The organism is Amycolatopsis sp. VS8301801F10 (genome assembly GCF_046195355.1).
Lineage (GTDB): Bacteria > Actinomycetota > Actinomycetes > Mycobacteriales > Pseudonocardiaceae > Amycolatopsis.
In genome coordinates this window covers 4,858,691-4,882,334 of the sequence record NZ_CP176065.1, presented here as the reverse complement: position 1 = coordinate 4,882,334, position 23,644 = coordinate 4,858,691, and the positions used below count along the sequence as shown (strand labels likewise).

General features: G+C 71.6%; 17 protein-coding genes and 1 riboswitch. Of the genes, 4 read left to right on the top strand and 13 right to left on the bottom strand.

Features of this window, described 5'->3' with window-relative positions; translation table 11 throughout:
• Positions 1-21 precede the first annotated feature (21 nt).
• From F9C11_RS23205 to F9C11_RS23195, 3 genes are all read left to right on the top strand, one after another.
• Positions 22-1,179 (top strand): ROK family protein, encoded by a 1,158-nt coding sequence (locus tag F9C11_RS23205; RefSeq protein ID WP_409186957.1) that lies wholly within the window; start codon positions 22-24, stop codon positions 1,177-1,179.
• A 322-nt stretch (positions 1,180-1,501) separates the two neighbouring features.
• Complete coding sequence (locus tag F9C11_RS23200; protein WP_409179459.1) at positions 1,502-2,233, top strand: HAD family hydrolase; 732 nt, start codon at positions 1,502-1,504, stop codon at positions 2,231-2,233.
• Positions 2,230-4,599: a glycoside hydrolase family 65 protein gene (locus F9C11_RS23195; RefSeq protein ID WP_409179458.1), complete on the top strand. Its 2,370-nt coding sequence runs from the start codon at positions 2,230-2,232 to the stop codon at positions 4,597-4,599. The genes F9C11_RS23200 and F9C11_RS23195 overlap by 4 nt, the downstream gene beginning before the upstream one ends.
• 451 nt (positions 4,600-5,050) lie before the next feature.
• Here the strand turns inward: F9C11_RS23195 and F9C11_RS23190 are convergent, their stop codons facing one another.
• The 5 genes from F9C11_RS23190 to F9C11_RS23170 all read right to left on the bottom strand — a co-directional run bounded on the left by F9C11_RS23190 (position 5,051) and on the right by F9C11_RS23170 (position 12,053).
• Positions 5,051-5,254 (bottom strand): hypothetical protein, encoded by a 204-nt coding sequence (locus tag F9C11_RS23190; RefSeq protein WP_409179457.1) that lies wholly within the window; start codon positions 5,252-5,254, stop codon positions 5,051-5,053.
• A gap of 41 nt (positions 5,255-5,295) precedes the next feature.
• A complete protein-coding gene (locus F9C11_RS23185) occupies positions 5,296-6,258 on the bottom strand; it encodes a Ppx/GppA phosphatase family protein (RefSeq protein ID WP_409179456.1) in 963 nt (320 codons plus the stop codon).
• Positions 6,259-6,417: 159 nt separating this feature from the next.
• A complete protein-coding gene (locus F9C11_RS23180; protein WP_409179455.1) occupies positions 6,418-7,458 on the bottom strand; it encodes an LLM class F420-dependent oxidoreductase in 1,041 nt (346 codons plus the stop codon).
• Between the two features lie 84 nt (positions 7,459-7,542).
• The gene (gene fahA / locus F9C11_RS23175) at positions 7,543-8,742 is read right to left on the bottom strand and encodes a fumarylacetoacetase (RefSeq protein ID WP_409179454.1); all 1,200 of its coding nucleotides are present in this window, start codon (positions 8,740-8,742) and stop codon (positions 7,543-7,545) included.
• A complete protein-coding gene (locus tag F9C11_RS23170; RefSeq protein ID WP_409179453.1) occupies positions 8,739-12,053 on the bottom strand; it encodes a DUF885 domain-containing protein in 3,315 nt (1,104 codons plus the stop codon). The genes fahA and F9C11_RS23170 overlap by 4 nt, the downstream gene beginning before the upstream one ends.
• 740 nt (positions 12,054-12,793) lie before the next feature.
• On the opposite strand from F9C11_RS23170, the gene F9C11_RS23165 reads away from it, so the two are divergent.
• Positions 12,794-14,104, top strand: coding sequence for an AsnC family protein (locus tag F9C11_RS23165; protein ID WP_409179452.1), 1,311 nt, complete (start codon positions 12,794-12,796; stop codon positions 14,102-14,104).
• 415 nt (positions 14,105-14,519) lie between these two features.
• Here F9C11_RS23165 and F9C11_RS23160 read toward each other — a convergent pair whose 3' ends face one another.
• From F9C11_RS23160 to F9C11_RS23125, 8 genes are all read right to left on the bottom strand, one after another.
• The gene (locus tag F9C11_RS23160) at positions 14,520-15,446 is read right to left on the bottom strand and encodes an RluA family pseudouridine synthase (protein WP_409179451.1); all 927 of its coding nucleotides are present in this window, start codon (positions 15,444-15,446) and stop codon (positions 14,520-14,522) included.
• Positions 15,443-16,060, bottom strand: coding sequence for a signal peptidase II (lspA, locus tag F9C11_RS23155; protein ID WP_409179450.1), 618 nt, complete (start codon positions 16,058-16,060; stop codon positions 15,443-15,445). Before lspA ends, F9C11_RS23160 begins: the two co-directional genes overlap by 4 nt.
• A gap of 263 nt (positions 16,061-16,323) precedes the next feature.
• On the bottom strand, positions 16,324-16,569 hold the full coding sequence (locus F9C11_RS23150) for a hypothetical protein (RefSeq protein ID WP_409179449.1): 246 nt from the start codon (positions 16,567-16,569) through the stop codon (positions 16,324-16,326).
• 250 nt (positions 16,570-16,819) lie between these two features.
• Positions 16,820-18,148: an aminotransferase class V-fold PLP-dependent enzyme gene (locus tag F9C11_RS23145; protein ID WP_409179448.1), complete on the bottom strand. Its 1,329-nt coding sequence runs from the start codon at positions 18,146-18,148 to the stop codon at positions 16,820-16,822.
• A 39-nt stretch (positions 18,149-18,187) separates the two neighbouring features.
• Positions 18,188-18,302, bottom strand: a riboswitch (SAM riboswitch).
• A 95-nt stretch (positions 18,303-18,397) separates the two neighbouring features.
• Entirely contained in the window at positions 18,398-19,876 is a 1,479-nt protein-coding gene (locus F9C11_RS23140) for a potassium/proton antiporter (RefSeq protein ID WP_409179447.1), read from the bottom strand.
• A gap of 99 nt (positions 19,877-19,975) precedes the next feature.
• Positions 19,976-20,671: an ArsR/SmtB family transcription factor gene (locus F9C11_RS23135; RefSeq protein ID WP_409179446.1), complete on the bottom strand. Its 696-nt coding sequence runs from the start codon at positions 20,669-20,671 to the stop codon at positions 19,976-19,978.
• Positions 20,672-20,768: 97 nt separating this feature from the next.
• Positions 20,769-22,418, bottom strand: coding sequence for a penicillin-binding transpeptidase domain-containing protein (locus tag F9C11_RS23130; protein ID WP_409179445.1), 1,650 nt, complete (start codon positions 22,416-22,418; stop codon positions 20,769-20,771).
• Positions 22,419-22,783: 365 nt separating this feature from the next.
• Complete coding sequence (locus F9C11_RS23125; RefSeq protein WP_409179444.1) at positions 22,784-23,641, bottom strand: phosphotransferase family protein; 858 nt, start codon at positions 23,639-23,641, stop codon at positions 22,784-22,786.
• Positions 23,642-23,644: the final 3 nt, after the last annotated feature.

Sequence of the window (23,644 nt, the reverse complement as noted above, 5' to 3'; positions counted from 1 at the left end):
CCGGTCGGCACCCCGGCCGGGATGCGCATGATCAACCAGCGGGCGGTGCTCGACCTGTTGCGCCGCGGCGGGCCCGCGACGCGGCCGCAGGTGGCGAAGGACACCGGGCTGTCGAAGCCGACGGTGAGCCAGGCGCTGCTGGCGCTGGAGGCCGCCGGGCTCGCCCGCGCGACCGGGCACACGTCCACCGGCACCGGCCGTTCGGCGGTGCTCTACGAGGCGGACCCGACCGCGGGGTACGTGCTGGGCCTGGACATCGGCCGCGAGCACATCCGGGTCGCGGTCGCCGACCTGGGCCGCACCACGGTCGCCCGGCGAGACGTGCGCAACACGGCCCGCTCGGGCAGCGCGCTGATCTCCGCACTGGGCAAACTGGCGGCGGACATCGTCGCCGAAGCGGGTCTGACCAGCGACGACATCGTCGTCCGCGTGCTGGGCTCCCCCGGCGTCGCGGACCCGGTGAAACGCTGTTTCCGGCACGCCCCGAACCTGCCCGGCTGGGGCCGTCCCGGGTTGCTCGACGATCTGGAGCAGGTGCTCGGCCCGGACCTGCTGGTGGAAAACGACGCGAACCTCACCGCGGTCGGCGAATGGGAAAGCGGCGCCGCCCGCGGAGCGTCGGTAGTCGGCTGCATAACCATCGGCACCGGAGTAGGCATGGGCCTGATGGTCGACGGCCGGGTCTTCCGCGGCGCCACCGGCGCAGCGGGAGAAATCGGCTACCTGCCCTACGGCCGCACCCGCGTCGGCGACGAGCCGAGCGAACCCCCCGCCCGCGGCCACCTGGAAGAAGCGACCGCCGCACAGTCGGTGGTCCGCGGCGCACGCGAACTCGGCCTGGGCACAGCCCGATCCGCCCGCGAAGTCTTCAGGCTAGCCCGCGAGGGGGACGAACTGGCACAACGAGCGGTATCCGCGGAAGCAGACCGACTCGCCTACACCGTCGCTTCGGTGGCCGCGGTGATCGACCCGGAACTGATCGTCCTAGGCGGCGGCGTAGGAACGGCAGCAGACCTGCTGCTGGAACCAATCGACCGCGCCCTTCGCGCGTTCACCCCGCTCACCACCACCGTGGTGCAAGGCGAACTCGGCGACGACGGCGTCCTCACCGGCGCCATCAGCGTCGGCCTGCGCGCAGCAGAACGCCTAGTCTTCGACCGCCGCGTAGGCGCCGCCTAACCCGCACCGCCGCACCCAACAGCGCGGCACCAACCGCAACCGCTGCACCCAAACAGCGCGGCACCCAGCCCTAAAACCGCAGCCAGCGCACCCAACGAGCGAGGCACCCAGCCCCTCCCCCGCACCCCGATACGAAGCCTCCCTGCGGGCGGTGGGTGCTTGTCAAGGCATCTTTCCCGCCTTGACAAGCACCCACCGCCCGTCAGCACAATCAAGCTTCGGGGTGCCCCACGCAACCACTAACCGGCAATGTCGCCCCCCAGGGCGACGAGCCGCCCCCCGACACCCCGCAAACCTCCCCCACCCCCGGTACCTTGCAGGAATGATCGGACTGCCCGACACCATCACCGCCTGCCTCTTCGACCTGGACGGCGTACTGACCGGGACGGCCGTGCTCCACCGCGAGGCGTGGAAACGGACGTTCGACGAATACCTCCGCACCCGCGACTCCGCGAACTTCCAGGAATTCACCGACACCGACTACGCCACCTACGTAGACGGCCGCCCGCGAGCCGACGGCGTCCGGGAATTCCTGCGCTCCCGCGGAATCGAACTCCCCGAAGGCACCCCGGACGACCCCGTCGACGCACCCACCGTCAACGGCATCGGCAACCGCAAGAACGAACTGGTCCTCAAAATCATCGACGAACGCGGGGTAAACCCCTACCCGGGCTCCGTCCGCTACCTGGAAGCAGCCCAGCAAGCGGGCCTCCGGATCGCCGTAGTGACCTCCTCGGCGAACGGCGCGAAGGTCCTCGACGCAGCCGACCTGTCCCGCTTCGTGGAAGCCCGCGTAGACGGCCTGGTCATCCGCCGCGACCACCTGAAAGGCAAGCCCGCGCCCGATTCCTTCCTCGCCGGAGCCAAGGCGCTGGGCGTGGACCCGAAACAGGCCGCGGTGTTCGAAGACGCACAATCCGGCGTCCAGGCGGGAAAAGCCGGCGGTTTCGGGTACGTCGTGGGCGTGAACCGCGAAAACCAGGCGGCCGCCCTGCGCGCGCACGGTGCCGACGTCGTGGTGGACGACCTCGCCGACCTGCTGGAGGACAAGTGACAGAACTCGGTTACGAGTGCGCGCCGTGGGAGCTGCGCTGGCGCGGGCTCGACGTGGATGCGTTGCAGCGCACCGAATCCGCCTTCGCGGTCTCGAACGGACACATCGGACTCCGCGGCACCCTTGAGGAAGGCGAACCGCGCGGGCTGCCCGGCACGTACCTCAACGGCTTCTACGAACAGCACGAACTCCCTTACGCCGAGGGCGGTTACGGCTACCCGGAGGAAGGCCAGACCGTCGTCAACGTGACCGACGGCAAGATCATCCGGCTGCTGGTCGAGGACGAGCCGCTGGACATGCGCTACGGCATCGCGACCGCGCACGACCGCGTGCTCGACTTCCGCCGCGGCACGCTGCGCCGGGTCACCGAATGGTCCTCCCCCACCGGCAGGCGCGTGCGGGTGACCACCGAGCGGCTGGTTTCCTTCACCCAGCGCGCGGTCGCCGCGATCCGCTACGAGGTCGAACCGCTGGACGAGAACCTGCAGCTCGTCGTGCAGTCCGACCTGCTGGCCAACGAACCGGTCGAGTCCGACACGCACGACCCGCGGGTGGCCGCCGCGCTCGACGCGCCGCTGGTCGGCGAGTTCTGCCACGCCGCGGGCTACCAGGCCGTGCTGGTGCACCAGACCCGGATGTCCGGGCTGCGGGTCGCCGCCGCGATGGACCACAAAATCGAGGTGGACGACGGCCTGCGCACCCGCATCCACGCCGAGGAGGACCTCGCCCGGCTCACCGCCGCGGTCGACGTGCCCAAGGGCGGACGGCTGCGGGTCACCAAATTCCTCGCCTACGGCTGGTCCGCGCAACGGTCCGCGCCCGCCTTGCGCGCACAGGTCGAAGCCGCGCTCGCCGGCGCCCGGCAGACCGGCTGGAAAGGCCTGGCCGCCGAGCAGCGCCAGTTCCTGGACGACTTCTGGGCCACTTCGGACATCGAAATCGACGGCGACCCGGAACTCCAGCAGGCCGTCCGGTTCGCGCTCTTCCACCTGCTGCAGGCCGGGGCCCGCGGCGAAACCCGGGCGATCGCCGGGAAAGGCCTCACCGGCCCGGGGTATGACGGGCACGCGTTCTGGGACACCGAAACCTTCGTGCTGCCGGTGCTGACGTACACGATGCCGGACGCCGCCCGCGACGCGCTCGGCTGGCGACACTCCACAATAGACAAAGCGAAAGAACGCGCGGCCCAGCTCGGCCTGCGCGGCGCGGCTTTCCCGTGGCGGTCCATCAACGGAGCCGAATGCTCCGCGTACTGGCCGGCCGGGACCGCGGCGTTCCACGTCAGCGCGGACATCGCCGACGCCGTCGTGCGCTACGTGAACGCCACCCAGGACGAGCATTTCGAGCGCACCTGCGGCGCGGAACTGCTGCTGGAAACCGCGCGGCTGTGGGCCTCCCTCGGGCATTACGACCACCACGGGCACTTCCGCATCGACGGCGTCACCGGGCCCGACGAGTACTCCGCGGTGGCGGACAACAACGTCTACACGAACCTGATGGCGCGCAAGAACTTGCTCGCCGCGGCCGACGTGTGCCAGCGGCATCCGGACGTCGCCGCACAGTTCGAAGTGGACACTCCCGAGGTCGATTCCTGGCGCGCCGCGGCGGATGCCATGGCGCTGCCCTACGACCAGGAACTCGGCGTGCACCCGCAGTCGGAAGGCTTCCTGCAGCACGACGAGTGGGATTTCGCCGCCACCGACGAGGATTTCTACCCGCTGCTGCTGAACTACCCGTACTTCGACCTCTACCGCAAGCAGGTCGTCAAGCAGGCCGACCTCGTGCTGGCCCTGCATCTGTGCGGCGATTCGTTCAGTCCCGAGGAAAAAGCCCGCGACTTCGCCTACTACGAAGCACGGACCGTCCGCGATTCCTCGCTGTCCGCGGGCACCCAGGCCGTCATCGCCGCCGAGGTCGGACACCTGCAGCTGGCCTACGACTACCTCGCCGAAGCGGCGCTGACCGACCTGCACGACGTGCACAACAACGTCCGCAACGGCCTGCACATGGCGTCCCTGGCCGGTGCCTGGCAGGCCACCGTGGCCGGATTCGGCGGCCTTCGCGACTACGGCGGCCAGCTCTCGTTCGCGCCCCGGCTGCCGGAGGAACTGGGCGGCCTCACCTTCCGCCTCGCCTTCCGGGAAACGCGGTTCCAGGTGTCCATCCAGCACGACGCGGCGACGTACCGGGTGCTCAACGGGCCGCCGCTGGACCTGATCCACCACGGCGAACGGTTCACCGTGACCGAGGAACCGGTGGAGCTGCCGATCCCGAAGCTGGACCCGGGCCCCGCGCCGGTCCAGCCGGCCGGCCGCGCTCCGGCGCGCCGGGACGCGTCGAAGGTGCGGCAGTTCGACCGAGCCTGACTCGTGAGCGGCGATGCTGGTTCTAACCGGCTCTGAACCGCAGGACGTGGTTGACACCCGGACTTGGTGATCACAGGGAGTCCGGGTGAATGAGCCCCAGTCGGACCGCGAGGCGCGCCGGTGCCTCGCGGTCCTGCGCCAGGTCGAGGAAGTGTCCGGGAACGTCGCGCTGACGGCGCAACTACCACTTCGGGCTCGCCACTAACACGTCCTCGACGAAGGCATCGGGCACGTCTACCTCAAGCCCCGCACGCCCCCTCACCGGCAAAGTCGAGCGCTCTCACCGCATCGCCGAAGAGTTCTACCGCCTCCTCCACGGCATCGTCATCGACAACGTCAACGTCTTCAACGCCGACCCCTACGAGAGACTCCGGCAGAAAACCCAAACCACACAGTCCGAGTGACACCGATCTTCCGCAGTCGCACAGCCGGTTCTAACCGGCATCGCCGCTCACGACGGCGTTTCGTCCGTGCCCGGCACCCGCGGCACCTCGTCGGTCCGGGAGGGGCTCAGGTCCGGCCCCGGCGCGGTGGCCACCTCGCCGGGCAGCTCGTCCGGATCGGGCAGCTCGCGTTTGCGGCGCGCGGGGAACGGCGTTTCCTCGTCGTCGTCCTCGGAGCGGTCGCGGGGAAGGAATTCGCTGCGCGGGGTCATGTCTCCGGGATACCCGGTTTACCGCGCCCGCACCAGGGAGTTCACGCGGCCGGACGCGAGCGCTGCTTTCCGGTCGCGTCGGTGAGCTGGTCCAGCAGCGTCAGCAGGAGCCCGTCCCGGGTCGACCACGGGCAGATCGTCATCTTCCCGCCCGCGACCGTCAGCAGGGCTTCCGCGACCACCGCGCCGCCGAGCGCCTGCTGGGCCCGCTGCCGCGAAATCCCGGGCAGCTGCGCCCGCCGCGCGAACGGCATCGCCGAGAGCCGCGGAATCCACGCGCGCACGTCGTCCAGGTGCAGCTCGCGGGCCTTGCCCGGACGGTCGCCGGCCAGCCGGGCCAGCTGCCGCAGCACCTTCGAACAGCCGACCACGCGGTGTTCGGCCAGTTCAGCCTGCACATCGCCCAGCGCGGCGGCGACTTCCTCCAGCACGTGGTCACGCAGCGCACGCACTTGCTTGCCGCGCACCGGCGGTTCGGCGGGCAGCCAGTCGCGCGTGACCGACCGGGCGCCCAGAGGCAGCGACCGCGCGAACGCGGCCTGCTCGCCGGCCCCGGCGGAGAGCTCGACCGTGCCGCCGCCGATGTCGAGCACCAGCAGCGGTCCCCCGGCCGCGCCGTACCAGCGGCGCGCGCCGACGTAGGTCAGCTCCGCTTCCCGGCGGCCGGAGAGGAACCGCAGTTCGACCCCGGTTTCGCGGGCGACCGCACGGACCGCCTCCCGGGAGTTGACCGCGTCCCGGACCGACGACGTGGCCAGCGGAAACACGTCCTTGACCCCGTGCTCGCGGGCGAAGTCCATGCCGTTCGCGACGGCCTTCGCGATGGCCGCGATGCCGCGTTCGCTGAGCCGTCCGTCGTCGTCGAGTTCGCGGTCGAGGCGCAGCCGGGTCTGGTGCGTCAGTGCCGGGTCGATCGGGGATCCGCCGGGTTCGAGCACGACGAGCCGGGCACTGAACGATCCCACGTCCAGCACCGCAGCAGCGGGTCCTTCGATTCTGCGCACAGCCCGGCCTACCTCGCTTTCGCCCCGCCCGGATTCCCCGTTGAACCCGTTCTTACTCCCGTATTCGCGTCCCGCGCGGGGAGTTGACGGCATTTCGACGGCGGCATCGACCTGAGGTGCGGTTTTTTCACACTCTCAGCAGCCCGCATCATAGCGGACCTAGCCGAGCAGCTCCTTCAGCTTGGCGACGGCGGCCACCCGCGCCTCGCGCCCGGGCTGCAGCGGGTTGACCGCCAGCGTGGTCGCCCCGGCCTCCTTGAACGCCGCCAGCCGCTCCTTCACATACCCCGCCGGACCGACCAGCGACGTGGCGCGCAGCAGCTCCGTCGGGACGGCCGCGGCGGCTTCTTCCTTCTTGCCGTCGAGGTACAGGTCCTGGATTTTCTTCGCCTCGGCCTCGTAGCCGTAGTTGCACGCGAGCGTGTTGTAGAAGTTCTTGCCGCGCGCGCCCATCCCGCCGATGTACAGCGCGAACACCGGGCGCACCCAGTCGAGCAGGCCCTCGACGTCGTCGCCGATGGCCAGCGGCGGCGCGGCGAACACGTCCAGCTCGCCCAGCTCCGGGTCGCGTTTGGCCTTGCCCTCGGCCAGCGCGGCTCCCCAGACGTCGGCGGCCTTCTCCGGGTGGAAGAAGATCGGCTGCCAGCCCTCGGCGACCTCGGCGGCGAGCGCGACGTTCTTCGGCCCGAGCGCGGCGAGCACGACCGGGATCCGCTCGCGCACCGGGTGGTTGATCAGCTTGAGCGGCTTGCCGAGCCCGGTGCCCTGGTCCGCGGGCAGCGGGATCGTGTAGTGCTTGCCGTCGTGCACGACGCGCTCGCGCTTCCACACCTGGCGGCAGATCTCGATGATCTCGCGGGTGCGGCCGATCGGCGCGTCGTACTTCACGCCGTGGAAACCCTCGATGACCTGCGGTCCGGACGCGCCGAGGCCGAGGGTGAACCGGCCGTCGGACACGAAGTCCAGCCCGGCCGCGGTCATCGCGGTGAGGCTCGGGGTGCGGGTGTAGATCTGGAAGATGCCCGACATCAGGCCGACGCGCTCGGTCTTCGCCGCGAGGTAGCCGAGCTGGCTCACCGCGTCGAAGCTGTAGGCCTCGGGGACGAACACGATGTCGAGCCCGACCCGTTCCAGCTCCACGATGTCCGCGACGCTTTCGGCGAACCCGCCCGAGTAGCTGACGCCGGTGCCGATCCTCATCGATCCCTCATTCCCGTGCCGGTCGACTGTGACTAAGCGTTTGCTCATTATGCGGCCGCCCGGGTGCCGGCGCTACGGCGTGGGTCACACCACAGCGGGCGCCACCGTCCCGCGCACCTCGCCGAAGCCGATCCGGGCGCCGGCCGGACCCGGGGCGGAGGCGCTGACGACGACCTCGTCGCCGTCTTCCAGGAAGGCCCGGGTCTCGTCGCCGACCGCGAGCGGTTCGCGCCCGCCCCAGCTCAGCTCCAGCAGCGAACCGCGCTGGTCCTTCGCCGGGCCGGTGACCGTGCCGGACGCGTACAGGTCGCCGGTGCGCAGGCTCGCGCCGTTCACCGTGAGGTGCGCGAGCTGCTGCGCGGCCGTCCAGTACTGCGTGGCGAACGGCGGGCTGGACACGAGGTGGCCGTTGATCCGGATTTCCAGCGTCAGGTCGAGACTCCACGATTCGGCCGCGCGCAGGTATTCGAACGGCTCCGGATCCTGAGCGGGCTGGGACACCCGGGCGTGTTCCAAGGCGGCGAGCGGGACCAGCCACGGCGACACGGACGTGGCGAACGATTTGCCGAGGAACGGCCCGAGCGGCTGCGATTCCCAGCCCTGCAGGTCGCGCGCGGACCAGTCGTTGACCAGGCACACGCCGAACACGTGGCGCGGGAACTCGTCGATCGGCACCGGTGCGCCCAGCTCCGAGCCCACGCCGACGACGAAACCGACCTCGGCCTCGAAGTCGAGCCGGGTGGCCGCGCCGAACGACGGTTCCGGGGCGCGCCGCGGTTTCCGCTGCCCCGCCGGGCGAACCACGGGAGTGCCCGACGGGACGACGGTTCCCGCGCGGCCGTGGTAGCCGATCGGCAGGTGTTTCCAGTTCTCCGGCACCAGATCGTCGCCGCCGGTGAAGATCCGGCTGGCGTTGAGCGCGTGCTGTTCGCTGGAGTAGAAGTCGACGTAGTCCGCGACGTCCACCGGCAGATGGCTGACGATCTCCTTGCGAGGCACCAGATGCGGCCGGATCCGGTCGGCGTGGCGCGGTTCGGTGAGCCATTCGCGGACCCGCGCCCGCACTTCGGCCCAGGTGTCCGGGCCGGCGGCGAGCAACGGGTTCAGCACGCCCGCGCCGAGCAGGCGGCCGAAGGACTCGCCCTCGGCCGCCGCGCTCAGGTCGAGCACCTGGTCGCCGACCGCGACGCCCGCCCGCCGGGTCCGCTCGCCGTGCGAGAAAACGCCGTAGGGCAGGTTGTCGAGGCCGAACAGGGTGTCCGGCGGAAGGTCGAGCCAGGTCACGCGGACGCCTCCGCGATCCACGCGCCGACCACGGTGTCCAATGCGGACAGCGGGAGGATTCCGTTGCCCAGGATGACATCGTGGAACGCGCGGATGTCGAACCGGTCGCCCAGCGCCTGTTCGGCCTCGGCGCGGACGCGCTGGATTTCCAGCCGTCCCACCATGTAGCTCAGCGCCTGGCCCGGATTCGCGACGTACCGGTCGATCTCGGCCTCGATCTCCATCTTCGCCATCGGCGTGTGCTCGACCAGGTAGTCGACCGCCTGCTGCCGGGTCCAGCCCAGCGCGTGCAAACCGGTGTCGACCACCAGCCGGCCGGCCCGCATGGAGTCCTGGGCCAGCATGCCGAAGCGGGCGATGTCGTCGGAGTACAGGCCCATCTCGTCGGCGAGGCGCTCCGCGTACAGGCCCCAGCCCTCGATGTAGGCGTTGAACGGCGCGATCCGGCGCAGCAGCGGCAGATCGGCGAGTTCCTGCGCGAAGGTGAGCTGGAAGTGGTGGCCGGGAACGGCTTCGTGGAACGCGATCCCCTCGCTGGTGAACCGCGGCCGCGAACTCGCCTCGTAGGTGTTCGCGTAGTACGTGCCGGGCCGGGAACCGTCGAACGCCGCCTGCAGGTAGTAGGCGATGGTGCCGCTCGCCGCGTCCGCCTCCGGAACCGGCTCGACCGCGCACTTCGCCTCCGGAACCCGGGAGAACCATTGCGGGGCAACGGTTTCCGCCCGGGCGATGGCCGCGCGCGCGCCTTCCAGCAGCTCCTCGCCGTCGCGCCAGCGCAGCTCCGGGTCGTTGCGGAGCCGGTCGAAGATCTCCCGCAGCTCTCCGGTGCCGAACACGCGGGCGCCGAGTTCGCGGTACTCCTCGGCCAGCTTTTCGCCCAGCCGCAGCCCGGTTTCGTGCAGTTCCCGCGCGGTGCGGTCGGTGGTGGTGTGCGCGCGGATCAGGCCCTGGTACTTCTCCAGCCCGCCCGGCAGGTGGCTGATGCCCGGCTCGCTGTCCGTCTTCGAAACCGGCAGCACGTCCTCGGCGAGGAAGTCGCGGTAGCGCCGGTACGCGGGCCGCACGACTTCGGCGAGCAGCCGGTCGCACTCCGCCGCGAAGCCTTCGACCTCGACCGCCGGGGTGACGCGGAACGGGTCGCCGTCCTCGTTCGCGAGGTACCGCTCGACGTACTCGATCCCGATGCGCACCAGGAAGTCCGGCGGCGCGAATCCTTCCGCCACAGTCGTCCGCTGCGCCTCGATCACCGCGTCGAGATAGCCGCCGATCGCCGCCAGCCGCGTGAGGTAGTCGCGCGCCTTGCCCTCGTCCTCCGGGACCAGCGCGGGAAGGATGGTCATCAGGTTCAACGCGGGCGAGCTGAACCCGTCGCTCACCGCGAAGCCGGACAGCCGCGAGTCGATCGTGTCGATCGCGCCGCGGGCGTGCGTTCGCACCACCTCGCGGGTGATCACCTCGGACGGGGTCAGCCCGGCCGGGTCGATCGCGTCGGCGCGCTCGGCGATCGCGGCGTACCTGGCGCGGTCGCGCTCGGCCGCGGCGAGGCTCGGGTCGGCGAGCTTCGTGTGGTCGCCGGGCAGGCCGAGGACGGTGCGCTCCAGCGGTTCCCGCTCGAAGTCCAGCTCGACCAGCTCGTCGGCCAGACCGGCGACGGTGTCGCCGTGGCCGGCCACCCACTCGGTGACCACGGCGTCCAGCACCGACAGCGGCAGCGAGCCGCCGGAGAGGACGGTGTCGTGGAACGCCTTGACGTCGAAGCGGCTGCCGAGCCGCTGCTCGGCCTGCGCGCGCAGCCGCTCGATTTCCAGCCGTCCCACCATGTACGCCAGCGCCTGGCCCGGGTAGCCGAGGTACCGGTCGACCTCGGACTCGATCTCGACCCGCGCCATCGGCGTGTGCTCGAGCAGGTAGTCGACCGCCTGCTGGCGGCTCCAGCCCAGCGCGTGCATGCCGGTGTCGACGATCAGCCGGCCGGCCCGCATGGACTCCATCGTCAGCATGCCCAGCAGCGACACGTCGTCGGAGTACAGGCCCATCTCGTCGGCGAGGCGCTCGGTGTAGAGGCCCCAGCCCTCGGCGTACGCGGTGAAGTTGCCGATGCGGCGCAGCAGCGGCAGGTCGGCGAGGTCGAGGGCGGTGCTGAGCTGGAAGTGGTGGCCCGGGATCGCCTCGTGGAACGCGATGACCTCGGCGGTGTGCCGGAAGCGCTCGGTGGCCTGGTGGGTGTTCGCGAAGTAGACGCCGGGGCGCGACCCGTCCGCGGCGGGCGGCATGTAGTACGCCGGGGGCGCGCCGGGCGCGGAGTCCTCCGGCACCGCCTCGACGGTCCACGGGTGCTCCGGGACGCGGCCGAACCAGTTCGGCGCCTCGGCCGCGGCGCGGGAGATGGCCGTGCGGGCGGTTTCGAGGAGGTCCTCGGCGCTCGTCCAGCGGAGCTTCGGGTCGGTGCGCAGCCGCTCGAAGATCTCCGGCAGCTCGCGCGTGCCGAACACGCGCTCGCCGAGCGCCTGGTACTGCTCGACCTGGCCGGCGATGATCGCGAGGCCGGTGTCGTGCAGCTCCTGCGGGGTGCGGTCGCTGGTGGTGTGGGTGCGGGCGAGGCGGGCGTAGATCTCGTCGCCGCCGGGGAGCCAGGAGACGCCCGCCTTGTCGTCCGGGCGGCCGTGCGGGAGGACCTCGGCCTCGAGGAAATCGCGGTACTCGCGGAAACCGGGCCGGGCGAGGTCGCGGAGGATTTCGTCGCGGCGGGCGGCGAACTCGTCGTTCGGGGCGGGCTGGCGCAGCAGCGGGTCGTTCTCGGGCTCGGCGAGGTAGCGGTCGAGGTGCGCGATCGCGGCCTTGACCAGGCGTTCGACCGGCAGGAGTCCCGCGGCGATGCCGTCGCGGTGGCGTTGCGCGACGGCGCGGAGGTACTCGGGGATCCCGCGGAGCCTGCCGAGATGCGCCTCCGCGGTTTCCGCGGTGACGGTGATCATCGGCAGCGCGGACAGCAGCCCGGACGCGGGCCCGACGAACAGGTCGGTGACGGTGAAGTCGACGACCCGGCTGTCCATCCGGTCGAGGCTTCCGGCGATGGAGCTGAGCACGACGTCGCGGGTGACGCGGTCGGCCGCGCCGAGCCCGGCCGGGTCGACCGCCTCGGCGCGCTCCCGGATCCCGGCGAGCTTCTCCCGGAACGCCGCCTCCGCCGCGGCCGACGGATCGCCGAGCCCCGGCGCGTCCGGCCGGACGCCGAGAATGGCGGCGTCGAGCGGCTCGTGGTCGAACGACGCCTCGACCAGCTCGTCGGCGAGATCGGAAACGACGGACATCGGCGTGGACCCCCAGGGTAGGCGGAGAAGGTGCTGCCGCCGACCCTAATCGAGACCCGTGCCGCGACGCCCGTCTCCCGGCTGGCCGGTCCCTCGGCAGGCCTACCGGCGTGCCGGGGCGTGGAACTCGGGGCGGCCGGGTTGGGGCGGGTTTTCGCTTTTCCGCGCTGGTGCGGCGGTTGGCCTGGGCGCGCTTTGGCGGCGGTTGGCCTGGGCGCCATGCCAGGAAGGCACGGTTCGCGAGGCCTTTCGGACAACCGGCCACCGCCCGCGTTCCGCCAGCCGCCGCGGTGGCGCGCGGCTCGCCGAGGCCGGGGGCAAGGCCTCCCCCGCGAGACAAGGCCCGCAAGACTCTCCGGACAACTCGCCACCGCCCGCCGCCGCGGCGGCCTGCGGCTCGCCGACGCCGGGGGCAAGGCCTCCCCCGCAAAGCCCTCCCGACAACCCGCCACCACCCGCATTCCGCGAGCCGCCGCGATGGCCCGCGGCTCGCCGATGCCGGGAGCAAGGCCTCCCCCGCGAGACCCTCCGGACAACCCGCCACCACCCGCGCCCCGCCAGCCCGCAGCTCGCCGACGCCGGAGGCAAGACCGCCATGCCAGCGCGACACGCCTGCAAAACCTTCCCGGACCACCGGCCACCACCCGCGTCCCGCCAGCCGCCGCGGTGGCGCGGGGCACGCCGGGCGCGGTGGTGCGGCCGGGTGCGGCGGGCGAGGCGGTAGCGTTGCCGGAGTGGCCGTGACCGATCCCGCCGACATCCGCCTGCTCGCCGCGCTCGCCGAGCTGGGCAAGGGGGCTGTGCACGAGCTGGCGGCGAAGGTCGGGATGGATCCGAGGGAGGTCGCCTACCGGCTGGTCGCGCTGTCCGGGAGCGGATTGCCGCTGCTGGTCGGGGTCGAGAGCGACCCGAACGGCCTTCGCGCGGCGATTTCCGGGGCTCCGGCGTCGTGGCAGCGTCCGCAGGGGGGCGGGTATCCGGGAGGGCCCGGGTCGGCGCCGTTCCCCGCGGCCGGGCCCGGCCAGGGCGGGATGCCGCCGGGTCCGGCCTCCGCGCCGATGGCTTCCGGCCCGGCCGCGATGCCCTCCGGTCCGGCGCCGAACGGCCCGGCTTCGGCGGGAGTCCCGGGGCGGGGCGCGCAGGCTCCCGGGATGCCGGGCTCGTCCGGTCCGCATCCGCCGGGACAGTCCGGGATCCCCGACTCGGCCGGAATGCCGGGGCACTCCGGACCGCACCCGCCGGGGCAGCACGGCATGCCCGGACCCGGGACCTCCGGCGCGTACCCGCCCGGGCAAACCGGTCTTCCCCCGGGCCCGGGGCAGCACGGCAGGCCCGGGCCGGGGACGTCCGGTGCCTACCCGCCGGGGCAGAACGGCATTCCCGGACCGGGAGCGTCCGGCGCCTACGCACCCGGACCGGCCGGGATTTCGGGCGCTTACCCCCCTGGGCCGAACGGGATTCCCGGCGGAATGTCCGGCGCGTACTCCCCCGGGCAGACCGGGATGCCGCCCGCCGGGGTGAGTGTCCACAATGGACCGTACCCGGCTCCGGACCCGGTCGTCAGCACGTGGGGCGTCCCGCAGACGGCTTCCTGGGCCCGCGGCGACGAACCCCGGCCCGCCGCCGCGCCCGCGAAGCAGGGGCGGATCGGCGAGACGATGCAGTCGCAGGGACTCGAGGGGGAACAGCTTTCGGTGCAGCTGCTGGAAGTCCAGGATCCCGCCGACTTCCTCTTCGGCGCGGCCGGATACCGGCTCGAGGACGGCGAGCGCGCGGTCGTCGTGCACACCGAGATCACCAACCGCGGCCCGATCCCGTTCGCGTCGCTGCCCGACAACTACCTGGAACTCGTCGCCGACAGCGGCGAGACCATCGCGAAGGCCCCGGTGTCGCTGACGTCGCGGCCGCCGCACAAGATCGGCGTGCAGCCGGGCGAGACCCTCGGCGGGCACACCGTCTACGTCCTCCCGACCGCCACCCGGGTGGTCGCGGTGCGCTGGAGCCCGCGGCCCGAGCCGGACGAACGCACCCTGACCTGGGCCGTCGACTAGCCGGCTGGCCGGCGCCTGCGCCGGTCGGCACCCGGCGCAGGCGCTCGCGAGGCCTCCCGTCTCGCGGGAGGTCCGGAGCACCGGCCACATCGTCCGGACACTCCGCCCAGCGGCCATGCGCGAGCTGGTCAAACCCCGCGCATGCCGCGCCAGCAAAACCACGCAGCCACCGGACTAGTTCCCGTGCCGCAAGGTCTCCAGCGCACCCGGCCACACCGTCCGGCTACCCCGCCCAGCGGCCATCCGCGAGACGGGCTAACCCCGCGCATGCCGCGCCAGCAAAACCGCGGGACTAGTTCCCGCCCCGCAAGATCCCCAACGCACCGGCCACACCGTCCGGCTACCCCGCCCACCGGCCACCCGCGAGCTAACCAAACCCAGCGCCCGCGCATGCCGCGCCAGCAAAACCGCGGGACTAGTTCCCGTCCCGCAAGATCTCCAGCGCACTAGCCAGATCGTCCGGATACTCCGCCTCGAACTCCACCCACCGGCCGTCGGCCGGATGCGCGAAGCCGAGGGTTCGCGCGTGCAGCCACTGCCGGGTCAGGCCGAGTTTCCGGGCCAGCACCGGGTCCGCGCCGTAGGTCAGGTCGCCCGCGCACGGGTGGCGCAGCGCGGAGAAGTGCACGCGGATCTGGTGCGTGCGCCCGGTTTCGAGCTTCACGTGCGCCAGCGAGGCTGCCCGGAACGCCTCGACCACCTCGTAGTGCGTGACGCTCGGCCGTCCGCCGGCGACGACCGCGAACTTGTAGTCGTGCCGCGGATGGCGGTCGATCGGGGCGTCGATGGTGCCGCGCGTCGGGTCGGGGTGGCCCTGGACGACGGCGTGGTAGCCCTTGTCGACGGTCCGCTCCTTGAACGCCCGCTTCAGCACGGTGTACGCGTGCTCGCTCTTGGCCACCACCATCACCCCGGTGGTGCCCGCGTCGAGCCGGTGCACGACGCCCTGCCGTTCGGCCGCTCCGGACGTCGAGATGCGCAGCCCGGCCGCCGCGAGGCCGCCGACGACCGTCGGGCCGGTCCAGCCCGGGCTGGGGTGCACGGCGACGCCGACCGGTTTCGAAATCACCACGATGTCGTCGTCATCGTGCAGGATCTTCATGCCTTCGACCGGCTCCGCGACGATTTCCGCCGCCCGCTCGGGTTCCGGCAGCGTCACCTCGAGCAGCCCGCCCGCGGACAGCCGGTCCGATTTGCCCGCCGGACGGCCGTCGAGGAGCACGTCGCCCGCCGCGGCGAGGTCCGCGACCGCGGTGCGGGACAGGCCGAGCAGTTTGGCGAGCCCGGCGTCGACGCGCATCCCGTCGAGCCCGTCCGGGACGGGCAGCATGCGCGCGCTCACTCGGAATCCTTCTTCTTGCCGCGGGTGGAAGTGCCGTCGTAGTCCTTGCCGAGCAGGGACAGCAGCACGATCAGCGCCCCGCCGACGCAGATCGCGGAGTCGGCGATGTTGAAGATCGCGAAACCCTGCCCGTTGGGCACGAACGCGGAGATGAAGTCGACGACGTGCCCGCGCAGCGGTCCGGGCTCGCGGAAGAACCGGTCGGTCAGGTTGCCGAGCGCGCCGGCGAGCACGAGCCCGAGGCCGATCGCCCAGCCGACCGAGCGCAGCCGGCGCGAGATCCACACGATCGCGATCACGACGCCGATCGCGACGAGCGCGAGCACCCACGTCATGCCGGTCGCCATCGAGAACGCGGCACCCGGATTGCGGGTGACCTGCAGGTAGATCAGCCCGCCGAGGATCGGCTTGGGCTCCTTGCCCTCGAGGTTGGCGACGACGAGGTTCTTCGTGATCAGGTCGATCGCCCACAGCAGCGCCGCGACCGCGAACACCACCCAGACCCGCCGCTTGGGCAGCGGCGAGGTTTCCTCGGCAGCCCCCTGCTCAGGCGGTTCCGCAGACGGCTCGACCTCGGATTCGGACGGCGAAGGATCGGTGCTCACCCCCCCCATTGTCCACAACCGCGCCCGAGCAGGTCACAGCGGCAGTCCCCGGCCGGAATCCGGGCCGCGCGGCGCTCGCCGGTTTCGCCGTCGCCGCCGTGCCCGCCGAGATCCCCACCCGCGCCGCCGCGGCGTGGACCCCACCGACTGTCTCCCGCTGTGGGCGGCACACTGGCGGGCCTGTCCCGCACCGAACCGCGAGAAATCCACGACGGGCAGCAGGCCGCCCTAGCCGACTGCCACCCGCCCATTCCCCCGCGGCGGCGACGCCATCAACCGCGTTCCCCGTCGTCGAGTTTGAAATGATCAGTCAACCGGTCGATGGTGAATTTGTTGCTGAGACGGCAAGCGCTGTGCTGATTGGCGAACATGCCGCTCTGCCAAAAGCCTTCGGTCCGATCGCGGACGGCCACCCATTCGACGGGGACGACGTACTCGGCGGTGTCGTTCGTCGACCAGCCAGGTGCGAGCGAGGTACTCGTGTCCGCCGTCGCGGTAATAACGGAAGAAGACGACATTGATCGGCACCCCGTATCTGGTGTTGAGGTAGGTGACGATGCGCTCGGTCGCGGAGTCCGCCTCGGCGGCGACTACGGACAAGCAGTGGTCCCTGTTCAGTTCTTCGGGCGGATTGCTGCCCAACCTCCAAGACGTGCAGTGCGCCGTCTTCGTCGACTGCGGGCAAGTCGATGATTTTCCCGAAGCTGGTCGGCACTTGGCGGCCGATCAGCAGCAACCGAGGACCCAAGATGTCCGGGTCGCCTTCGATCAGGAACAGAAACCGGGCAGCTCCCGCGTGTCCCCCACCGGCGCCCACCGGCCGTCCACCTTCGCGTACTCCCACCGGGCGCCCCGGGCCACGATCTGCCGCAGCGCCAGCACCAGCCGGTCCACGTGTTCCTCGGTGCTTCCCAACCCGAGGCTCACCCGGACCGCCTGCTGGCCCTCGCTTCCGGCTTCACGGATCAACCGCCGGGCGGCCACATGCGCGCAGAACGCGCCGTCCCGCACGCCGATTCCGTACTCAGCCGACAGAACCGCCGCCAGCCAGCCGGGCTCGAATCCGTCGACCACGAAACTGACCGTGCCGACGCGGTCCACCGGTGCGTCGAAGAAGCGCAGCTCGGCAAACCCGGGCAAGCTCTCGAGACCCTTGCGCAGCCGCTCCAGCAGCGCGGCCTCATGCGCACCAACGGCATCCCAATGCGCCGCCAGCTGCTCGCAAGCCACCCCGAGCGCATACACGCCAACGGTATTCGGCGAACCGGCCTCGTGCCGTTCCTCGCCGGTGTTCCACACCACGGCTTCCTCGGTCACCAGTTTCGTCGCACCGCCGCCGGCCAGGTACGGCTCGGCCGCCCGGAGCCAGTCGCTGCGGCCGATCAGCGCGCCCGCCCCGAACGGCGCGTACAGCTTGTGCCCGGACAGCGCGACATAGTCGACATCCAGCTCCCGCACCGAAATCCGGCGATGCGGAGCGAGCTGCGCGGCGTCGAGCGCGACCCGAGCACCGTGTTTCCGGGCCACCGCGGCGATTTCCGCGACCGGCAGCAGCTCGCCGGTCACGTTGGACGCCCCGGCGACCACCACCAATCGCGGCCCCTGCGGGCATTCCGCCAGCGCTTCGTCCACAACGGACACCGCGGCGAGCCGAGTGCGCGGCAGCTGCACGCGCCGGACGTTCGGGCCCCGCCACGGCAGCAGCGCCGCGTGGTGTTCGCTGTCGAACACCACCACGGAAGTCTTGCGCGGCAACGCTTTCGCCAGCAGGTTGAACGCGTCCGTGGTGTTGCGGGTGAAGATCACCGAGTCGCCGCTGCGGGCGTCCACGAACCGGCGCAGCACGTCCCGGGTCCGCTCGTACAACCGGGTGGAGACCTGCGAAGCGAAGCCCGCGCCGCGATGCACGCTGGCGTACCAGGGAAGGAACTCGTCGACCGCCGTGCGCACCGCGTCCAGGCAGGGCGCGCTGGCCGCGTGGTCGAGGTTGGCATAGCCGATGTCGCCGCCGGTGACCAGCGGGACCCGCAACGCGGCACCAGCGACAGCGGGAACAGCAGAAACAGTTTCCGTGGACCGGTCGAGTGCGAGAGTCATGACGGTGCCTCCTCGGCGTTCCGGGGGACCCCGGCGAGGGGCCCGCGCTTGCCCGCCGCACTGCGCGACCGGCCTGGTCCTCACCCGGGGCACCCCACCGCGGTAGGAGGGTTGCCGGCCAGCAAGCCGGGGCTTCGCGCTGGCACTCATGACCTGGAACCGAAGATAGCGGAAAACCCGCGAAGAAGGCCAGCCCCGTCTCGTGATCTGAGACGGCGGTCACCCGACAGTCTACAAAGGACAGAAGGGTCAGGCCCCGGATTCCCCGTGCCAGCGGGCGAGGCGGCCGGCCCGGTCGACGGCCCGGATGCGCCGTTCGGTCGCGTCGCGGTCGGCGGCGGTCGTGACCACCAGAAGCTGGTCCTCGACCTGCAAGCGGCTCGTTTTCTGCGGGGTGAAGCCCGTCCCGCCGCGCACCACGAGGCTGACCGTCGCCCCGGCGGGCAGCCGCAGCTCCGACAGGTACACGCCGTGCAGCTTCGACCCCTTCTGGATGCGCACCTGCAGCAGTTCCGCGCCGAGTTCGTCGAGCGGCGCGGCGTCGACCTCGATCTCGTGCGCCTGCGTCGCCTTCGTCAGCCCGAGGATCCGCGCGAGCGGGCTGAGCGTCGCGCCCTGCAGCAGGGTGAGCACGATGACGAGCACGAAAACCGCGTCCACGAGCCGTTGCGCGCCCGGCACGCCTTCGGACAGCGGGATCATCGCGAGCACGATCGGCACCGCGCCGCGCAACCCCGCCCAGGACAGGAACGTCTGCTCCCGCCACGGCAACCGGAACGGCAGCAGCGACAGGATCACCGACAGCGGCCGCGCGAGCAGCAGCACCACCGCGCCCGCGACCAGGCCCGGGATGAGCGTTTCGAGCAGCCGGGTCGGCGACGCGAAGAGACCGAGCAGCACGAACAGCCCGATCTGCGCCAGCCAGCCGAGCCCTTCGGCGAACGACAGGGTGTCCGACCGGTGCGGCAGCTTGGAATTGCCCAGCACCAGGCCCGCGACGTAGGTGGCGAGCAGGCCGGACGCGTGCGCCAGCTGTCCCGAGGAGTACGCGAGCACGCACACCGCGACCGTGGCGAGCGGGTACAGGCCGGTCGCCGGAAGCGCGGCCCGGCGCAGCGCCTGCGCGCCCAGCCAGCCGAACGCGAGGCCGAGCGCGAGGCCGGCGAGCAGTTCGTAGACCACCAGCAGCGGCAGCGACCAGTCGACGGCCTCGCCGGACGCGAGCACGACGACCGCGATGTAGGCGGGCGCGTCGTTGACGCCGGATTCCAGCTCCAGCGCGCCGACGAGCCGTTTGCCGACCCCGGCCGTGCGCAGCACGGAGAACACCGCCGCCGCGTCGGTGGACGCGAGGACCGCGCCCCACAGCAGGGCGAGCCGCCAGTCGAGGCCGAGCAGCCAGTGCAGTGCCGCGCCGGTGACCGCGATGCTGATCACCACGGCCACTGTGGACAGCAGGATTCCGGGCCCCAGCGAGGGTTTCACCGCCGACCAGCGCGTGGTGAGCCCGCCTTCGGTGAGGATCAGCACGAGCGCGGCGAGCCCGAGGGACTGGGTGAGCGCGGGATTGTCGAAGCGGATGCCGAACCCCGCCTCGCCGAGCACGACGCCGATCCCGAGATACAGCAGCAGCGACGGGAAGCCGAGCCGGATGGACACCCGCACCGCGACGACCGAGACGACCAGAACCAGCGCTCCGACGCCCAGCAGCACGGGAAGCTCGTCCACTCTGGCCCTCCCTCCCGGTCGCCCGCAGGCGTCCAGAATAGTGAGGCAGGGTCCGGTTCCCGAGCGCGCACCACCGGTGCGGGGGACGGCGCAGGTGTGTTACGACGCCTCGGCGGCACTCACCGTCGCGAGATCGACACCGAGCGCGGCGAACGGCCCCTTCGCGCTCGGCAGGACCCGGATCGCGCGCTGCTGGTCCCGCGTCAGCCATCCCGCCTCGACGGCCCGCTCCAGCACCGCCGCCGGAACCGCGCCGGCCAGGTGCTCCCGCCGCTCTGTCCAATCCAGACAGTCGCGCAGCAACGGCCGCCGCGGCCGATCCGGCACCGCGACGCCGAGATCGGCCAGCACGTCGCGTCCGGCGTCGGTGAGCGCGAGCCCGTCCGACACGTCGATCAGGCCCCGTTCGACCATCCCGTCCCGCAAGGCGACCCCGAGCGTCCCGGCCAGATGGTCGTAACAACTGCGCGCGAAGGACAACCGCTGCACCCGCAACGAAGTCCGCAGCCCGGACGGCCGTTTCAGTTCGGCATGCTGCGCCAGATGCTCGATCAACTCCGCGACCCGCGGATTCGCCAGCCGCACGTACGCGTGCCGCCCCTGCTTCACCCGCGCGACGAACCCGGCCTCGGCCAGCCGCGTCACGTGCTCGCTGGCCGTCGAGACCGCGATCCGCGCGGCGGCGGCCAGTTCGCCGACGGTCCAGGCGCGGCCGTCGAGCAGGGCGAGGCACATGGTCGCGCGGCTCGGATCGGCGAGCACTGCGGCGACTTCGGCCAGTCCGACTGTTTCCATACGGCGAGGGTAGAGCGGGCAAGGTTCGGCGGCGGCCGAAAAGTCGCCTCGTGAGTGTCCATCCCGGTTAGAACCGTGATGAACACTCACGAGCCCGCTACAGCGCGTCGAGGAACTTCGCGCCCAGCGAGACGGCCGGTTTGGAGTCGTTGGCCCCCTCCAGGAACACCGCGAACGCCAGGTCGCCGCGGTAGCCGACGAACCAGCCGTGTGCCTCCGCGCCGTCGCCGAACTGCGCGGTGCCGGTCTTGCCGAACACCGGACCGGAGTGCGAGAGGCCGGTCGCCGTGCCGCCGGTGACGACCTCGCGCATCATCCCGCGCAGCGCCGACAGCACCGAACCGGACGGCGGCTGGTAGCCGGTGTTGACCTTGGTCCCGCCCTCCCACAGCCGCGGCACGACCGCGCGCCCGGACGCCGCGGTCGCCGCCAGCACCGCCGCTCCCATCGGGCTGACCTGCACCTTTCCCTGTCCGATGCCGTCCTCGACCTGCTCGTCCGCGTTCGCCGCCGGGTCGACGCGGCCCAGCTCGGTGGACAGGCCCTCGATCGCGAAATCGGCGTTGAGGCCGAACTGGGTGGCCGCCTTCGCGAGCCCATCGGCGGGCAGCTGCGACGCGAGCCGGCCGAACGTCGTGTTGCACGACTTCGCGAACGCCTTGTGCACGGTCGTCGTGCCGAGGTCGAAACCCTCGTTGGAGAGCGTGCGGGTGCCGATCCGGTCGGTCAGCGGGCACGGCACCGAGGAATCCGGCGTGACGAGCCCGGCTTCCAGCGCCGCGGTAGCGGTGACGATCTTGAACGTCGACCCCGGCGCGTACTGGCCGCTGAACGCCGACGCCGCGTTGGTGACGCTGGCGTTCTGCGCCACCGCGAGCAGATCGCCGGAAGACGGCTGGACGGCGACGAGGACCGCCTTGCCGCGATACCCGTCGACCGCTGCCTGAGCGGCGTTCTGGGTCGCGACGCTGAGCCCGGTGACGGCCGGTTTGTGATCGCCTTCGGGGTTGCCGAACAGCGTCTCCAGGCTCTTGCCCGTGGCGTCCACGCGCTCGACCGCGAACGCTTGCGACGCTTGGCCGTGCCCGGTGAGCGCCGAACGGAGCAGCGGGAACACCTTGTCGTCAGCCAGTTTCAGCCCGCCGCTGCCGGAGACGACGACCGGTTTGCCGTCGCGGTCGACCACCGCCGGAACGTCCGAGGACGCGATCGCCAGCCGCTGGCCCGCTTCCAGCTTGGGGTGCAGCACGGTCGGCGCCCAGTGGACCCGCCACTTCCCCTGCGCCTGGACGAGCCCGAGGCTGCCGGCATACGTCCAGCTGCGGTTCGGACCGAGGTTCCAGGTGATCGTGTAGGCCGCCGTGGCCTTGTCGCCCTGTGCCGCGCCGACGTCGCCGAGCTTGGCGGTCAGCTCCTTGGGCCGGAGCGTCGCCCACGCGTCCTGCAGCGCGGAAGAGGCGTCCGTCGGGGCGTCGGTGGCCTTGCTGGCGGCGTCGGGGTCTTTCCCGGCGAAGGCGAGCAGGTAGGTGCGCGCCGCTGACGTCGGGTCGCTGGGCTCCGCGACCGTCTCCGTTCCTGGCGAGGCCGCCGTCGATCCCCCGCCGTTGAGCAGCACGACCGCCGCCACCACGATCGCGACCACGGCCAGCGCGCCCCCGATCAGCACGCCCTTCTTCCCGGCAGGACTCACCGTCGCCTCCCCCTCGCCCCACGCGGTCCGCCCGCGTCCCTGGCCCAGCTTGCTCATCGCTGGAGGGAACCGGGCGTTACCTCGGGGAATGGGACGGATTCGTGATCAACGCGGTGGGGTATAGGTCGTTATACGTCCGCCGCCGGTCCGCGGGTCATTGATCCGCGGGCCGGAGGGCAGTTTTGGACCAGTCGGGGACGTGCCGCGCTCAAAGCCCGCCTGAAGGACCCGATCACCGGCGAGCGGTGGCGCGGTTCTCCTGCTGTCCACGGTGGGCCTTCTGCTCCGCGAGATGGCCTCGCCCGGGACGCGTCGTCGGCTGTTTCGGAATCCCGGCTGCTCATTCGCAGGCTAAACCTGCTGGTCACCGCCGGGATCCGGACGGCAGACGCACCCTTTTCGCTGCCTCCTGGCCTTCCGGATCAAGTCGCCAGTCGGTACCGGACGTACTGCCGGGCAACGTCGGTGAGCCCGGGGAACGCGCCGCGGTAGGCCCACATTCCGAAGACCAGCACCGCGAACGCGGTCACTGCTTCGGCGGGGGCGTCTCGGTACGCCGGGATCGCGTTCGCCCATTCTTCGGCCTGTTGCGGGGTGTGGCCGTCGGCGACGAGCCGCAGCACCAACGCCGCCGGGTCAAGCCATGGCGCGCCGACGCTCGACCACGCCCAGTCGACAACCCGCGCGCGGTCGGAGACGAGAATGTTGAGCGGGTGCAGGTCACCGTGCACGAGGCTGCTTCCGTCAACGGCCTCGATCCCGCGCCGCTCCCAGTCCAGCAGTTCAGGCAGGTGGGCCTTGTCCCAGCCGTCAAGTTCGCGGTCCGATTCGGACAGTCGACGCCAGGGGGCGGACCACGCCCATTGGTCCATGGACTGCTCCAGTTCGACGGGGGACGGGGTCAGCTCCCGTGTCATCGCAGCTACGGTCTCGGCGACCATCGGGAGGTCCGGCGATCCCGGCGCGAGGCTGGGGTGATGCCCGGTGACGGCCTCGAACCCGAGCACGTGCCACCCCTCGGCGGTCACTTCCCAGAGGAGGCGCGGCGCAGCAGAATTCGGCCGGGCCCCGACCCGTGCTTCCGTCTGCTGCGCCCGCGCTCGCCGTGTGCCAGCCAGGACGCCCTTGACGAAGCAAGGGCCGTGCGCGGCCTGGAGCGTTGCCAGGAAATCGGAGTTCCGGCCGTTGTCCGGGGAAACCGTCGCGGCCACGGGACCCGTCCGTTCTTCGATCGCTCGCCGGACGGCAGCGGGAAGGTTCGCCCAATCCTGGCTGACCATGTC

Bases quoted from the DNA above. Each gene is read 5' to 3' on its own strand.
- F9C11_RS23205 (WP_409186957.1), top strand. From the start codon at position 22: ATGCGCATGATCAACCAGCGGGCGGTGCTCGACCTGTTGCGCCGCGGC.
- F9C11_RS23200 (WP_409179459.1), top strand. From the start codon at position 1,502: ATGATCGGACTGCCCGACACCATCACCGCCTGCCTCTTCGACCTGGAC.
- F9C11_RS23190 (WP_409179457.1), bottom strand. From the start codon at position 5,254: ATGACCCCGCGCAGCGAATTCCTTCCCCGCGACCGCTCCGAGGACGAC.
- F9C11_RS23180 (WP_409179455.1), bottom strand. From the start codon at position 7,458: ATGAGGATCGGCACCGGCGTCAGCTACTCGGGCGGGTTCGCCGAAAGC.
- F9C11_RS23170 (WP_409179453.1), bottom strand. From the start codon at position 12,053: ATGTCCGTCGTTTCCGATCTCGCCGACGAGCTGGTCGAGGCGTCGTTC.
- lspA (WP_409179450.1), bottom strand. From the start codon at position 16,060: ATGGGGGGGGTGAGCACCGATCCTTCGCCGTCCGAATCCGAGGTCGAG.
- F9C11_RS23150 (WP_409179449.1), bottom strand. From the start codon at position 16,569: ATGTCGTCTTCTTCCGTTATTACCGCGACGGCGGACACGAGTACCTCG.
- F9C11_RS23145 (WP_409179448.1), bottom strand. From the start codon at position 18,148: ATGACTCTCGCACTCGACCGGTCCACGGAAACTGTTTCTGCTGTTCCC.
- F9C11_RS23135 (WP_409179446.1), bottom strand. From the start codon at position 20,671: ATGGAAACAGTCGGACTGGCCGAAGTCGCCGCAGTGCTCGCCGATCCG.
- F9C11_RS23130 (WP_409179445.1), bottom strand. From the start codon at position 22,418: ATGAGCAAGCTGGGCCAGGGACGCGGGCGGACCGCGTGGGGCGAGGGG.
- F9C11_RS23125 (WP_409179444.1), bottom strand. From the start codon at position 23,641: ATGGTCAGCCAGGATTGGGCGAACCTTCCCGCTGCCGTCCGGCGAGCG.